This window comes from Acidithrix sp. C25 (assembly GCF_904848545.2).
This window is the reverse complement of sequence record NZ_CAJHCI020000010.1, coordinates 941,190-955,356: the sequence shown is the minus strand read 5'-3', so window position 1 is coordinate 955,356 and position 14,167 is coordinate 941,190. Positions and strand designations below refer to the sequence as shown.

The 14,167-nt window shown below is 46.6% G+C and carries 16 protein-coding genes; 3 read left to right on the top strand and 13 right to left on the bottom strand.

Annotated elements, in window-relative coordinates; all coding sequences use genetic code 11:
• Positions 1-319: 319 nt before the first annotated feature.
• The 13 genes from ACIDITHRIX25_RS79860 to ACIDITHRIX25_RS79800 all read right to left on the bottom strand — a co-directional run bounded on the left by ACIDITHRIX25_RS79860 (position 320) and on the right by ACIDITHRIX25_RS79800 (position 11,000).
• Positions 320-1,453, bottom strand: a complete 1,134-nt coding sequence (locus tag ACIDITHRIX25_RS79860; RefSeq protein ID WP_052606309.1) for an EscU/YscU/HrcU family type III secretion system export apparatus switch protein — start codon at positions 1,451-1,453, stop codon at positions 320-322.
• A 4-nt stretch (positions 1,454-1,457) separates the two neighbouring features.
• Positions 1,458-2,228: a flagellar biosynthetic protein FliR gene (locus ACIDITHRIX25_RS79855; RefSeq protein WP_052606308.1), complete on the bottom strand. Its 771-nt coding sequence runs from the start codon at positions 2,226-2,228 to the stop codon at positions 1,458-1,460.
• 4 nt (positions 2,229-2,232) lie between these two features.
• On the bottom strand, positions 2,233-2,505 hold the full coding sequence (gene fliQ, locus ACIDITHRIX25_RS79850; RefSeq protein WP_052606307.1) for a flagellar biosynthesis protein FliQ: 273 nt from the start codon (positions 2,503-2,505) through the stop codon (positions 2,233-2,235).
• The gene (gene fliP, locus ACIDITHRIX25_RS79845; RefSeq protein ID WP_052606332.1) at positions 2,502-3,149 is read right to left on the bottom strand and encodes a flagellar type III secretion system pore protein FliP; all 648 of its coding nucleotides are present in this window, start codon (positions 3,147-3,149) and stop codon (positions 2,502-2,504) included. Before fliP ends, fliQ begins: the two co-directional genes overlap by 4 nt.
• 62 nt (positions 3,150-3,211) lie before the next feature.
• Entirely contained in the window at positions 3,212-3,748 is a 537-nt protein-coding gene (locus tag ACIDITHRIX25_RS79840) for a flagellar biosynthetic protein FliO (RefSeq protein WP_052606306.1), read from the bottom strand.
• Positions 3,749-3,870: 122 nt separating this feature from the next.
• Entirely contained in the window at positions 3,871-4,206 is a 336-nt protein-coding gene (gene fliN, locus ACIDITHRIX25_RS79835) for a flagellar motor switch protein FliN (protein WP_082058726.1), read from the bottom strand.
• The gene (locus tag ACIDITHRIX25_RS79830) at positions 4,193-5,131 is read right to left on the bottom strand and encodes a flagellar motor switch protein FliM (protein ID WP_052606305.1); all 939 of its coding nucleotides are present in this window, start codon (positions 5,129-5,131) and stop codon (positions 4,193-4,195) included. Before ACIDITHRIX25_RS79830 ends, fliN begins: the two co-directional genes overlap by 14 nt.
• An 81-nt stretch (positions 5,132-5,212) precedes the next feature.
• The gene (locus ACIDITHRIX25_RS79825) at positions 5,213-6,466 is read right to left on the bottom strand and encodes an ABC transporter permease (RefSeq protein WP_052606304.1); all 1,254 of its coding nucleotides are present in this window, start codon (positions 6,464-6,466) and stop codon (positions 5,213-5,215) included.
• Complete coding sequence (locus tag ACIDITHRIX25_RS79820) at positions 6,463-7,533, bottom strand: ABC transporter ATP-binding protein (protein ID WP_082058725.1); 1,071 nt, start codon at positions 7,531-7,533, stop codon at positions 6,463-6,465. Before ACIDITHRIX25_RS79820 ends, ACIDITHRIX25_RS79825 begins: the two co-directional genes overlap by 4 nt.
• A 292-nt stretch (positions 7,534-7,825) precedes the next feature.
• The gene (locus tag ACIDITHRIX25_RS79815) at positions 7,826-8,326 is read right to left on the bottom strand and encodes a transposase (protein WP_283770438.1); all 501 of its coding nucleotides are present in this window, start codon (positions 8,324-8,326) and stop codon (positions 7,826-7,828) included.
• A 127-nt stretch (positions 8,327-8,453) separates the two neighbouring features.
• On the bottom strand, positions 8,454-8,702 hold the full coding sequence (locus tag ACIDITHRIX25_RS79810; protein ID WP_052605479.1) for a helix-turn-helix domain-containing protein: 249 nt from the start codon (positions 8,700-8,702) through the stop codon (positions 8,454-8,456).
• 767 nt (positions 8,703-9,469) lie between these two features.
• A complete protein-coding gene (locus ACIDITHRIX25_RS79805) occupies positions 9,470-9,706 on the bottom strand; it encodes a MoaD/ThiS family protein (protein ID WP_052606302.1) in 237 nt (78 codons plus the stop codon).
• Between the two features lie 178 nt (positions 9,707-9,884).
• Positions 9,885-11,000 (bottom strand): hypothetical protein, encoded by a 1,116-nt coding sequence (locus ACIDITHRIX25_RS79800; RefSeq protein ID WP_201733367.1) that lies wholly within the window; start codon positions 10,998-11,000, stop codon positions 9,885-9,887.
• A gap of 255 nt (positions 11,001-11,255) precedes the next feature.
• Here ACIDITHRIX25_RS79800 and ACIDITHRIX25_RS79795 point away from each other — a divergent pair, with 255 nt between their 5' ends.
• The 3 genes from ACIDITHRIX25_RS79795 to wecB all read left to right on the top strand — a co-directional run bounded on the left by ACIDITHRIX25_RS79795 (position 11,256) and on the right by wecB (position 14,167).
• On the top strand, positions 11,256-12,218 hold the full coding sequence (locus tag ACIDITHRIX25_RS79795; RefSeq protein WP_201733366.1) for a class E sortase: 963 nt from the start codon (positions 11,256-11,258) through the stop codon (positions 12,216-12,218).
• A gap of 119 nt (positions 12,219-12,337) precedes the next feature.
• On the top strand, positions 12,338-12,865 hold the full coding sequence (locus ACIDITHRIX25_RS79790; RefSeq protein ID WP_052606299.1) for a hypothetical protein: 528 nt from the start codon (positions 12,338-12,340) through the stop codon (positions 12,863-12,865).
• 123 nt (positions 12,866-12,988) lie between these two features.
• Complete coding sequence (wecB, locus tag ACIDITHRIX25_RS79785; protein ID WP_052606298.1) at positions 12,989-14,167, top strand: non-hydrolyzing UDP-N-acetylglucosamine 2-epimerase; 1,179 nt, start codon at positions 12,989-12,991, stop codon at positions 14,165-14,167.

Here is a 14,167-nt window from a genome sequence, read left to right as displayed (position 1 = left end):
CGCTTGCTTTAAAGAGACGATCCCAAAGAGACGATCCCAAAGAGACAATCTTTTTGAATGGACGGACCTAGGCGAGCTCTGGTTAGTCGACTATAGGTCGACTATAGGTCGACTATAGGTCGACTATAGGTCGACTATAGGTCGACTATAGATAGTCTGGGTTCTAGGGGCTTTTACTTCACGTAGCGATATCTCAATTTGATCCGTGATATTTCAAATCGATGTGATAGTAGGTTAGCCCTCTTGGACGCTCTTTAGATCGATCTTTTGCCTACCTCCAGTGCCAATCGCGATAGTTGGTTGCCCATAGAGGTGTCGCCTAGGCAATTGAATCCGCTTTGATTAATAGTTCATTGGGGATCTCTGCGCTCGGAGTTGTGTGGCTCATCTCTTGGCTTTTAGCAAAGGCAGATAGCTTGAAGACGAATGCGATCAGCTTAGCAACGGCCTTATAAAGCACAAATGGAATTTGATCGTCAATCTTCGTGGAAACATAGAGTGCGCGAGCTAATGGTGCGTCGCGAACGATCGGAACATGATTTTGGCTTGCTCGTTCCTTTATCAGGAGCGCTATGTTATCTTTTCCTTTGGCTACGACCCTAGGCGCCGGTGAGATCTTGGGGTTGTAAGAGAGGGCGACTGCAAAGTGGGTTGGATTTACCACCACAACAGTTGATTTTGCTATTGCAGCCATCATCCTCTGCCTGGACATTTGCATCTGCATTCTTCTGATTCTACCTTTTACGGTTGGATCGCCTTGATCGTCTTTGTTTTCCTCTTTGACCTCTTGTTTGGTCATCTTTAAGCTTTTGGTAAGCATTTTTTTCTGACGGGCATAGTCGGCTACGGCTATTACTAGACCAAATCCTGCTATCATTCTGGCAGCTCCTAGGACAATACCGGCCGTTTCAGTTGTAACGCTTCCAATTGCCAGATTTGAATTTGTGGAGAGCAAAGATGTGAGGCCATGAACCTGTGAATAGCCAAGCCCAACCACGACAACTAGCTTGACAAAACTCTTTAGCACTTCTGTGAGGCCAGATGGAGAAAAGATCTTCTTGATGCCCTTGAGGGGCGAGACTTTGGAGAGTTTAGGGGTTATAGATTTATAGAAGAGACCAAATCCCGTTTGAGCAACCGAAATGATGATAGCAACAAGGGCTGCTCCTCCAATTATCGGACCCACAATCAATACGAATGCGCTGAATCCATCGCTGAGCATGGCCGTTGTGCTTGTTGTCGTTGGATTCAGGGTTACGCGAGGAATTGTATAAAAGAGCACCTCGATCTTTTGTTCGGCAGGTCCCAATAGGATTGGCATCAGAATCGTCGCTGCTAAAAGTGAAAACCATGAAAATAATTCCGGAGATTTTGCTACACTACCCTCAGATCTCGCCTTTTTGATTCGTTTAGCGGTGGGTTTTTCAGTCTTACTCTTCTTGTCGGCGGCCATCTGGTCACCCCCCGTTGATCAAACGCATGAAGTTCATCATCGTCGTTACCGAGTCACCACTAATTAGTTGTACAAAGCCAGGAAGATTCGAAATTACCAAGGAGACGACCAGGATTGTTGCCAAGATTTGAATGGGAAATGAGAGTGCATAGATAGAGATCGAAGGTGAGACCTTAGAGAGGATGGATAAGAGTATTTGGACCGTAAAGGCCACCGCTGCAATTGGCGCTGCTATCTGCAGGGTCGCTCCGAAGAAGGTCGAGAAGTTGTTAATAACTAGTTGACTAATCGCAGAGGATGAGATGTGGGTTGGCATCGCGATCTTCAGTGATACAAATAGTCCTTTTAGAATAAATAGGTAGGCACCTGAGGTGAATAAGAGCATAAGTGCGATCATCTCGTACAAGATGCCAAGTCCAGAGTTTTGGTTTAAACTCAGTGGGTCTAATTGAGGCGGAGGTGAAAATCCACCGAGTAGACCACTAAGAAAGCCAGCGCTAGAAAAGGCCGATATCAATGTGTTGACAAGGACTCCAAGGGCCAGCCCTAATACGACTTGTACAACCAGAAAGATTAGCGTCGAGTTGGGGTTTGAAAATGTCCCACTTGGAACTGCCAAGAGATGAGCTGCTGGAAGTGCCATCGCCAAGGAGAGACCGACTCTAACTGAGACCGGGATCTGCTGTGATGAAAATGGCGGTGCGACAGCAACGAATGCTCCGATGCGAAGCAGTGCGCCAAGCAACAAGAGCAAGGATGCTTCAGAGAGCGTCACGGTCTCATCCAGCCAGTAGCTGAGGTAGTTGAGAAAACAGCGAGTCGGTGAAGGAGATCAATTGGCCGATCATCCAATGTCCCCCAACAAATAGCACGGCCGCCGCCACGACTAGTTTTGGAACAAAAGTTAGAGTTGGCTCTTGAATCTGCGTTATCGCCTGGATAAAGGAGACGATCAGTCCGATTGCAAGGGTTGCTACCATAACTGGCCCTGCGATCTTGCCAATTAGGTAGAGTGCTTGTCCTGCAATATTTATTACTTGAGAGTCGGTCACCGAAAGCTCACCAGTAGCCCATGAACCACCAGGGTCCAGCCATCCACCAGCACAAATAAAAGAAGTTTAAAGGGCAGAGAGATAAGTGTTGGTGGTATCATCATCATTCCCATTGACATCAATATCGATGCGACCACCAGATCCACGATCATAAAAGGTATGTAGATAACGAAGCCAATAATGAAGGCAGACTTGAGCTCAGAGAGCATGAAGGCCGGAACCAATGCACTCATTGAGATGTCTTGTGGCTTTGCGGGATGTTGGTTTGTCACCTGTGTAAAGAGCGCTAGCTCGGGTGTGCGAGTTTGTTTGAGCATCCAAGTCTTCAGGGGCGCCTGGGCGTCATTGTATGCAGTCACTGCTGATATTTTGCCGTTTAGATACGGTGAGACTGCAACATTATTAATCTGGGTGAAGGTTGGCGCCATAATAAAGAATGTCATAAATAGGGCAAGTCCTGTCAGGACCTGACTTGGGGGGATCGTTGAGAGGCCCAGGGCGTTTTTGGTAATGGAAAGGACGATGATAATGCGGACAAAGCTAGTCATCATAATTAGAAGCGATGGTGCTATTGAAAGCAGGCTCAACAGCAGAATGACAATAATACTCTGACTTGGCTTTGTGAGGGTGTTACCTAGATTGATGCTGACGGTAGGAAGAGTTGTTGTGGTCGGTGTTATGAGACCGGCGGCTGCGAGAATGGGTGTCATCGGCTTGCCTTGGTGAATCTTTGGGTTCCACTAAATAGGCTCTGGGAGAGTTTGGTAGCGAGAGCTTCTTCAAATCGAAGTTTTGTACCTGAGCGACCTTGGCTTTGTCTGATCTGTGCAGTCAGATCCTCAAGGCTATTATTAGAGAGCTGATTTGCATCGTCAGTCAAGTCGATAACTTCACCTTGATATCCACCCTGGCGCTTTTGCGGTTTCATGACAAGTAGGTTTGTGGCATCTAAGGCTTCATGGGAGCTTTCATCATTTGATTCGGCCTCTATCTTTGAGATTAGCGAGATGTTGGACGGCGTGATTCCAACGATAAAGGAGTGCTCTCCGAACTCTACAAGGGCGATCTGGCTCGATTTCCCAATGGTTATTCGACTCTTGATGACAAGATTCTGCAACTGCTTGGGCTTGGGTCGCGTCCCTTTGACCATTCGCTTTTGGTAGATTTTTGAAAAGAGAAGGATGATTCCAATTGTCGCTCCCAAGGAAAGAACAACTCGTGCTGCTAGAAGGACCATGCTCATTGAAGTAACTCTCCTGACATCGCATATCGCGATGTCTAAATAAGCCGATCCTTGGCAGGGTTTGGATTCTTCCGTGTTTGAAAAGTAATAGAAAAATTAAGTGATAAAGTTGACTCGCTTGGCTAGGAGTCGCTTCGCTCATCTCGGCCGACCACTTCGGTGATACGTATGCCGAATTCGTCTTCTACGACGACTACCTCTGCTCTGGCTACTAGGGTTCCATTCACCAGAACATCCACTGGGGAGGTGGCCAAGCGATCGAGCTCTACGACGTCGCCGCTTGTCAGGGAGAGGAGTTCTCGAACTGACATCTTGGCGCGACCCAATTCGACCGTAATCTCCATCTCGACATTTTGGATAACCCCTAGCGGACCAAGGTCTGATTCAAGTCTCTTCCCAAGAAAGTTTTCGTTTCCATTTTGATTAGTATCGGAAAAGTCAGTACTAATGTCGGTCATTTGTCTCCTCCGGTTCGACTAATAGACAGGCAACTCGTTTACCGACCTGTGTCGGTTGAGCCCAGTAAAGATAGGTTCCATCGACCTTTATTTTCAGAGGGTTACCTTTTCGATGTTTCAATCGCACCACGTCACCGACCGAAAGAGAGACTATCTCTCGTGAGGTAAGAGACGTTGGCTCGAATTCCACCGTTGCCTCTACCTCAATGTCAAATAGCCGAGCCTCTAAATCATGGCTTAAGGTGGTATCGGCCGCGTCTTCTACTGGGTTGGCTCGATTGTTTAATATGTCAGTGATGGGACGAAGTAGCGGAAATGGTAGGCAGATAGCCGTTTGAATTGGCGGGTCATTTGAGATTGACATCTCAACTTGAGCCAAGACGCACATCTCAGACAGCGATACAAGCTGAACAAATTGAAGGGATGCTTCTTGATGGATGGATCCTATTGAAATTTGGGTTATTGGGGCGAATGCCGGAATTAATTGGGCAAGCATCTCTTCGATGAGATTTCGAACGATAACCCGTTCTAAGTCGCTTAGAGATCTTCTTGGGTTTTCGCCTCTTCCGTTTCCGCCAAGTCGCATATCGATGAGACGCATAACAAGCTCAATTGGCATATGCCATAGAGCCTTTGACGGCAATGGAGGGAGGGAAAAGACTGCAATTGACGCAGGATCTTCAAGAATTGTGATTACATCTTCCCAAGGCTTTTGTTCTAACTCGCCGATGTTCAATCGAAATGGCATGCGAAGGTTGGCAGATAGGACCGACGAAGCTGCCCTTAGAAAGCTCTCCAATATCAATTGGAGGGTTCTAAGTTGGTTACGCTCTAGAGACTTCGGCTGGCGAAAGTCGAAGTTTCTAGGAGCTCGCTTGTTATTTTTTTTAGAGACATTTGCGATGTCGAAGGAAGTCTGAGTCATACCTATCTATAGTTTTCGGCACTTCCATAACCAATCTTCAATATCTCGAGTGGAATTTCCTAAATTTAGTTGGTCGCTAATTCAAAGGGGAGGTAGTTGGTGCAGTTTTTTAGAGTCGTGGCCTTTGGAGCGTCTTAGAACCATAGGGCCTAGTTCGGAAAACTTTACGCGGGCACCTATTCGCAAAATTGAAGCAATGTAGATACGAGCACCTATTCGTGCGACTAGGACAGTCGCAATTATTGAAACTGCAATCGAACCTATGAAATATGCAAGTGAGATTTTTCCAAGAGAAAAAAGAACCGGTGCCAAAAATGGCGATACCCCAGGGATGAATACGAGCACTTTGGCCAATAGCGAGGGAGAGGACGATGCGACCTCAAAGAAGCCAAGTCCATAGCCGGCAAGCATTGGTAGAACCAATGGGAAACTAACAGCTTGGGCATCTTCAACTCGAGAGACCATCGATCCTACCGAAGCAAAGAGAGTTGCATAAAAGCCATAACCTGCGATGAACCAGATAGGACCAGTGACCAAGAGTGATCCGGAGACGACGCTGGTCGGCGACACTCCAATTACAGCTAACCCCACGATTAGCGAGAGGATCAGTAAGGTGGCATGTATGAGGGCTACGACTGCAATCCCAGCAATTTTTCCCGTCAATAGTTGAATTGGACGTACGATCGACAAAAGGACCTCTATGACTCGGGTCGATTTTTCCTCGATTATTCCAAACATTACCCAACTGGAGTATTGGGATAGAAGAACGTACATTAATATCAACTCGAAGATCGCAGCTTTTTGCGCTCCCTGATTTGGTGCTTTACTTGGCGTTAAGGAGGTGATTGAAAAAGGAGCGGGATGATTGATTATATAGAGTTGGCTCTTTGTCAATCCTGCTTGATCCTGTGCGTTGATGGTTGCAAGAACATTGGCGGTCCTATTGGCTAGAACGTAAGATGAAGAGGAGGTAGAGGCGGAATTTATTAGGAATCGCTTTGATGGTGAATAGCCAACGGATATGGCTTGGCTTCGAACTTCTTTCTCAAGTTGGCTGGATGATGCGATGGTTTCGATCCGAATGTGAACACCAATTTCAGTTGAGGCGATTTGAAAAGCCTCTAGAACGGATTTTGGGGCAGAGGATTCGATACCGACGCTTTGAGGTCCAGCCTTTGATGCGGTTAAATGCGGTACCAGAACATATGCAAAGGCTGCGAGCATCGTTAGGATCGTTGCTATCCTAAATGCTCTTGAATTGGTGCGCTGTCTAATTTCTCTCTTAGCGATTAGTGCCAGCGAGGAAGTCCCGAATTGGGGTCGTTTCAGTTTCATGAGATCTCATCTTTTAGGTCGTGGCCTAGTTCGGTTTGGTGTTCTGCCTTGAATTTTAGGTCTTCGTCGAAGTCATCTCTTGTTTCCCATTGGCTATTTGATAGGCCAGAGGTTGAGATGGCTTCCTTGAAAACATCGGAGAGGCGTCTTCGCGCGACTTCGTATCGCTCTAAGGTCCCGAACTCCATAGCTCTGTGCAATACGACTGGAGCCAATTCTGGTCGTGCGAGGCGTAGTCGAAAGGTGCCCTCATGATTATCTAAAATTGAGATATCATCAATTTGATTTAGATAGTTACCATCTAAATCGTCTTGGACCTTGATGATTAGGTCTTTATCTAACTCTGTGAGCGTTGTGAGCCGATCCCAGGCGACGATTCGACCTTGGTAAGCTATCGCCACTGATTCGCAAAGGTCCTCGACCACTTCTAGCTGATGCGATGAGAAGAGTACAGTCTTGCCCTCCTGCGCATATTTTTTAAATATCCCGCGCACTACCTCAATCGAGATAGGATCGAGGCCAGAAAATGGCTCATCCATAACCAACAGGGTGGGCTCATGTATGAGCGCCGCTGCAATCTGGGTCCTTTGTTTGTTTCCTAGCGATAACGACTCTACTTTGGCACTTCCACCACCTTTAACCTCTAATTCGTCTATAAGAGCCTGCGCCCTTTTGGTAGCGGTTTCAGTGGATAGGCTATGAAGACGACCTAGGTAGACTAGGTGATCCATTACTGACATTTTGGGGTACAGCCCGCGTTCTTCTGGCATATATCCGAATTGTCTTATTTCATCGGGCGTAATGGGTGCGTTTTTCCATTGGACATGGCCGGCCTCAAGCGAGATCAACCCGAAGATTGATCGCATTGCCGTGGTTTTGCCAGATCCATTTGGGCCAAGAAACCCAAATACTGCTCCAGGTTGAACGGAAAATGTCATTCGATCAAGAGCTTTAACTTGGCCGTACGTCTTGGTGAGATCTATCAAATCGAGCATATGTTTGTAATGTCCCCTCTGACTTTGGTAGGACCTAATATCTATTTGGATAACTATAGGAAATCTTCTCATACCTAATTACTCCTCAAGATGAGTAATTAGGTATTGCTATCTATGCAAATGTGGTTGGCCATATTCTAAGGTGTTGTGATGTGATAGTAATTGGAGATAGAACAATGAGACCAAGTGTTAGGATTTCTGCTCTAGAACCAAATTTGGCTCTCCTAACATAGATGTGGATCAAGCAACCCTTTCGTAGGGGAGCTTGAGATCAATCGGACCGCATGAAAGCATCACCAAGCCAAGTGTTGATTTTGCAGAGTGAAGACCATAGCATCTAGCAATGGCGGATCTAATATATTGTTTAGACCCTCAAGCCTTCCATTAGAGACACCCTTTTCAAGCTAGGGGGCTCAATAGCAGCCATAATTCCAGCTTTATGGATTCGAATTGTCTTTGACAATCTGACAAAGCTAGGTATCTGTGATCGTGAAGCACGAGCACACCAGGAATCCAAGAACTCAGCTACTTCGTCATTGGATAATCCAGTACCGAATATCCCTCTTAGGGATTCTTTCATCTCTAAGGGCTTTAGGAGTATTGCAGCGGTTGACTTTATTTGACGTAGAGTCTCATTTTGGCGTTGAGTCAAATCACCAGGATTCTTTAGTAATGCCCATCTTGCACTCACAAACCTACGGGCGTAATCTGGAGTAGGAAGTTTTCTCAGTTGGCGCCATAGGTCGCATCTTACCTCCTCCAGGGCCTCAGTGCCCAATTTAACGACATGAAAAGGATCGAGTGCGATTTGAGTATCTGGTGTGCGATCAGCGAAAGCTTTAGCAAAAGCTGGTCCCATGTCCATTGTTGCTACTTGTGTGAGAGCTTGGAACGTTGCGAACCAAGCTCACATAAGAACCCATCTAGACTCTTAGCGCTTTTTCCTTCTGCTCCATAGACGATCTTTCCAGTTTCATGATCTGTTACGGGCTCTAAATAACTTGGGTTATGTACTTATGGTGTTTACGATAGGCAATCTCATCTACCCCTATTATTGAGAGCTTCTCTAGTCGCTTTGGATCGATCTCTTTGGCTACTACTCTCTCACAGATCGTACCAACTGTTTTCTGAGCAATTCGGGTGAGCTTCGTAACTGTTGTTTTATCCATCTTTGCGGTTGAGCCGGCAACTAGATGTTCAAAGTCTCTCGTGAAGCGAGATTTGCGATACCGGTCACCCAAATGGCACTGACTCAGTGATTACTCCATGATTGGGGCATTTCGGTCTCCGTAGGGCACAAGAGATCCAAGTACGACGTATTCCCATGTCAAGATGTCTCCAGCGTGAGTTGATAAGTTCTGATGTCGTAGCGGTATTTGGTTTTGAATTTACGGCTTATTCAACAACACGGTGGACATGCGAGTTTGGATCGTGCAAGTTTGACATCTACAACAATTTCATCTTTTGAGATAAAAATATCGTTGACAATGACACCTTTAACGTCAAGCAACTGCTTGACTAGAGAGTTAGCGTGCACGGTTAGATCTCCTAAATCTGTGTGTTAGTAACTTCAAATTTAGAGGTCACAAACCGTGCACGTTTCATTCAATGCTTTTAAAGACCCAAAAGTTCTTATCGTACAGGCGTTACTTATCAGTTATGGGGTCTTGGTGACCCACATGAGGGTTAGGAGAGCCCCAAATTTTCCCCGAACGATCGCCCATGACTCGAGTGATCAATTTCAGTTGAAATATAGCTCGACAAAAGACCGGTAGTTTGTTATCCTTCGGGATAAGTTTACCTCCTAGTCCGGGCAGGTTACGGCTGTGCCTGATGAGCCTTGGGGTTGATCTCTTTGACCCAAAAATGCAATATCTACATTTATCTTATAGTCACCCTATTAATCACCCTTTTAAGGCGATCACGAAAGGCAATTGAGATATGATGTCGGGCCTGTGGGGCCTTTTATGGAAGCATAAGGCTCAGGAGGAGTTGTCATCTAGAGTTGTTATCCACCTGATACAGGGGGTAAAAATGCCAACTCGCTATTATTGGAGAGTTCGGTATCCAAAGGAACCTCGTCGCCGTCAAGCCAAACCTTTGAGACCAAGAGGAGTTCTTCAAATTTTGTTCCAAAAGATTGTCGAGCAAAAGCTATTGCTTCTCCTACCGTCTTAGCATCGATCGATATCTTAGTCTTGCCGGTTATGTCTTTGAATTGCGCAAAAAATAGTAAGGTTGCCACCACATCCACCTTAGCGCTTAGAGGGCACTTTTAAACAAAGCCAGCGAATGAACAGAGCTGGCCAATAGGTTTTTGTTCAAATTATTCTTCGATGATAGCTAAAGCATCATTTAGATCTAGGTCGGGATAAACCTATATGGTGATTGGGAGCGCCCTTTGAGCAATGATATCTTGGAAACTAGCTCCCGCTTGGATTTTCAGGCGTTCTATTTTTGAATTTTGGAAAATCGACGTCGAGGTTTTTCCAGCGCCTTGGCCCAGACCATGGTGCTGGAAGTGCATCGATCTCATAACACAGCCGAAAGACTATCGCCTCATAATTTACTCGCCAGCCTTGAAAATGTCGATATGCATCTTCGACGCTGCGCTCAATTGGAAAGCCAACGATCCTCAGCATCTCGACCGTTTCTGCAAATTCACTCAACGATATCGAGATCGGATTTGTTGGAAGGGGATCTGGATCGTAGGAGATTCTAAGTGAACGAGCAATCTGGCGTAGCGCGCTAAAGCCCATTTGAAGACAGAGACGCGCCTGCATCGGAGCGTCGCTGGGAGCTAGGGAGAGATGGATTGCTGCGGCATCCAAGACAGCCATTAGGGAGGTGATCCATGATGTAGCAAAACCAGGAGATCGGAACCTAAGCAAAATTGGGTATGAGACATGACTTTCAGCAACTTGCGCAGACCAGCGTTCCCAAGCCAAATAGATGATTGGGAGCTCATCTGCGACGATTCCGAGACGACTTCTTCTTAGAACCTCTGGTCCCCAAGCTGGTCGACCCGCTCGTGCAACTAGTAGAGTTACCTCGGTTTCTCTCTTATTGTAGGCGGCATATAGCGTCGGAAGGTACGCAATTTGCAGTGCCACCAGGATCATTCCAGTAAAGGCGGCGGTGAAATCAACAAATGTTGCCCAAGGGCGGTTAGTGGCTACAAATCCAAGTGTCATTAGTGAAGCGCCGGCTTCTCGGATGGCTGCACCAAAGTTTGGGACTACAGGAAAAAGTAGCATTGAAGTTGACAGGAGAAAGATTATGCCCCAAGTGCTCAATTGTACGAATAGGACGGCAGCTGGTTGGCTAGTGAGAAGTGCATTTTTATCTTCATAGTTTGGACGAAAGCCACTCGCCATGTGGTAGATGAAACTCACACCATGATCGATTGTTCTTGCGGTTTTGGTAATGTATCCGCCCGGTATTACTAGGGTCTTCAGAATGTTTGCAACGGTTAGGCCAAATAAAAGGGAACCCACTATGGCGACGAATATTCTCAAAGACGACTCCCTATCGCTCACTCTTGGCAAACCTAGATTACAAAGCTAGGCTACATGGTTCGATGGTGGCTAACCCCCATAGCGTGGAAAGTCAAATCAAGCGACGAAAAAGATGCGGCAGTTATCTATTGGAGGCTTCGACTTTGCGATATCGTAAAGTAGTGTGTTTGGGTAAAGTTGCATGCGTTCATTGTCGAATAATTCACCGATAGTGGTAAATTTACTTTAGTACCATGACTTGGGGTTCCCTAGATTTTTTGATAAGGGGTTGATGCTTTGGCGAATCGGACTTATGAAAAGGAGGTCGTTGGGGATCGCTACTCCTTTGATTCTAGGACTCTTAAGGATGCTCATTTAGCTAACCAAGATCTAAGGCGCAATAGAAAGTCCGCCATACACTTTCAGAATGCTAGAAGTTACCAGAAGCACTCGATAGAGTACATTGGATCGATCGCGCTCTATTTGGCGCTGGTTGTCGCGCTTTTTATAGCTTTTATGCTCTTTGGCACGAACTTGATAAATGCCAGCGAGCAGTCAAGCCTTCTAAATAGCTATCAAAGTCGAGTAACCCATGGCTCGTATCTGCCTCCAAAACAGGGGAGTGTACTCGGAGTTCTCTATATCCCAAAGATCGGACTTGACAGGGTAATAGTGCAAGGTTCCATGGAATCTGACCTTATCTTGGGTCCGGGTCACTACGTCGGAACGCCGCTACCTGGACAAATGGGTAATGTGGGAATCGCTGGCCATCGAACTACATACGGCGCACCTTTTTATAACATCGCAAAATTGGCCGCGGGCGATCCAATATATATTCGAAGCAGCGCCGGGCGATTTGAATATTTAGTTACTGGCGCTGAGGTCGTTGCTCCAAGTGACAATTCTGTTCTGGATCAAACTAATTTCGCTCAATTAACCCTTACAACATGCAATCCAGCCTTTTCAGCATCAACTCGCCTGGTGGTCTTTGCTCGTCTTTTGGGAAAGCCGATAGGCTCTACAATCACCCTAACCAAAACAATCCACAAACAGGTCTCTATCTCTAGCGGTACCTCCTCAACGATTAGCTGGCGAGGGATTGCCTTGGCGCTTGTTTCACTTTTGGTTGGACTGTATGGACTTTGGAAGATTTCAATTCGCCGCGCTCACTTAGTGGGCTTTGCGCTGGTGCTTGGGTCTTTGGTGTTGTGGATTGGGGCTTTTTACTTTGGTGCTTCCATGCTGCCAGGATCTTTTTGATGCATCTTGGTGAATGCACCTTGAGGTTGAGATGGAGCGATTCTAGATGGAGGAGATGGTGCAAGAATTGGCTCAAATTCTCACCCAGGCGATGGCGATCTAGAGGGGCCGACGTTTTAATGCGGACTTCTATTTGCTGGGTGGCTCTTCTTGCAGTTGGCCTAAGCGGTTGTCAATTGCTTCCAACTTCGAAGGCGCTAATCAAAAAGACCGTAGTAACTTCGATGATTTCATCCACAACTGTGACTTTTCCAGTAGTCCTAAATAACTGGGGAGCAACTATGGCTATATGGGATCAAAATCACACCGTAGACCCGAGGGCGCCTTCGGCATTTTGGCCACGTTTGAGCGATGGCCGCGACACCTATACCTCTTTGATCGTTGAATCAGGAGTGGTTGTTGGATTTACTTTCGCGCTGTATCCATCGATATCGTTGGCTTTGGCCAAGGGGCTGGCACTTTCGTTGTTGCCTCTCTCGGAAAAGCAGATCTCAACAGCCAAGAGCGCCTCATGTCTTGAGGTTAGCTATAGTCGGTTCGACCATATGATTCCTGTGGCTTTTTTTGTATTTGATCCATCTATGGATATAAAGACGGTTATTTTTTCAGTCGATACACGGCCAAAACCAGATCAGTGCGTTGGTTGATCTATGGTCAGTTGGGTTTTGTCCGAGACGTTGCTTTGAGCCTATGGATAGGAATTAGACAACCGTTTTTGGGTAATTTTTATAGATATTGAAAATCAAATTATTAGGCAAGGATTACATTAAATGAAAAAACGGGTATTGATTGGATTTGGCACTCGCCCGGAGGCAATCAAAATGGCGCCTCTGGTTAAGGTGATGCAACAAAGTGCCGACTTTGACTCGATAGTTTTAACAACCGGTCAACACAAGGAGATGCTACGGCAGGTCTTGGAGGTCTTTGGGATTATCCCAGATTACGAGATTGAGTTAATCCGAAAGTCCCCAGATCTAGCTGAGCTGACCACCGCCTTGATAGAGATTGCCGATCGGGTCATCGTGGAAGCCTCGCCTGATGTTGTTTGTGTTCAGGGCGATACGACAACGACTTTCGCTCTCTCGCTTGTGGCATTTTACCACAAGATAAAGGTGGTTCACCTAGAGGCAGGCCTGCGCACCGACAGCAAATTTTCCCCGTTTCCCGAAGAGATCAATAGGCGACTGACTTCCACCCTTGCTGATCTTCATCTAGCTCCGACTCCGATTTCGGCGGCGAATTTGATTCGAGAGGGTGTGGACGAGGCAAAGATTGTCATCACGGGCAATACCGTTATTGATGCACTTTTGAGCGTGGTGAATGGGGGTTTCCCGTTCGAGACAGAGATTGTGCCAAAGATCCTTTCTGGCAAGAGAGAATTTGTTTTGGTAACCATGCATCGAAGAGAGGCTTGGGGAGAACCGATGGTCATGGTCTCCAAGGCGATAGGCGAGTTGGCTAAAACTTTCAAAGACCTCGATTTTGTGCTTCCGCTTCATCCAAATCAATTAGTGCAAGAGGCAATGCGAAGTGGCGTGAGTGGCCTAGATAATGTGATTATTACCGAGCCGGTGCCCTATGGGGACTTCTGTCGCTTGATGAATGGTGCAAAGATGGTTATTACAGATAGCGGTGGAATTCAAGAAGAAGCGCCATCGCTCGGAAAGCCGGTTTTGGTCGCTAGAGACACTACCGAGCGACCCGAGGCCGTCATGGCAGGTACGGCAAAGTTAGTTGGGACGCAACCGTCGCAGATCGTCGCTGAAGCCTCGAGGCTTTTATCGGACCCACAATATTTTCGATCGATCGCTCAGATTGCGAATCCATTTGGTGATGGTAGCGCGGCACTCAGATCACTTATGGCAATTGGCTATCTCTTTGGAATGGCACTCAAGCCGGCGGATTTCGTAGCTGACTCTTTGAGGGACTCTAAGGTTCTGGCCTCCTAG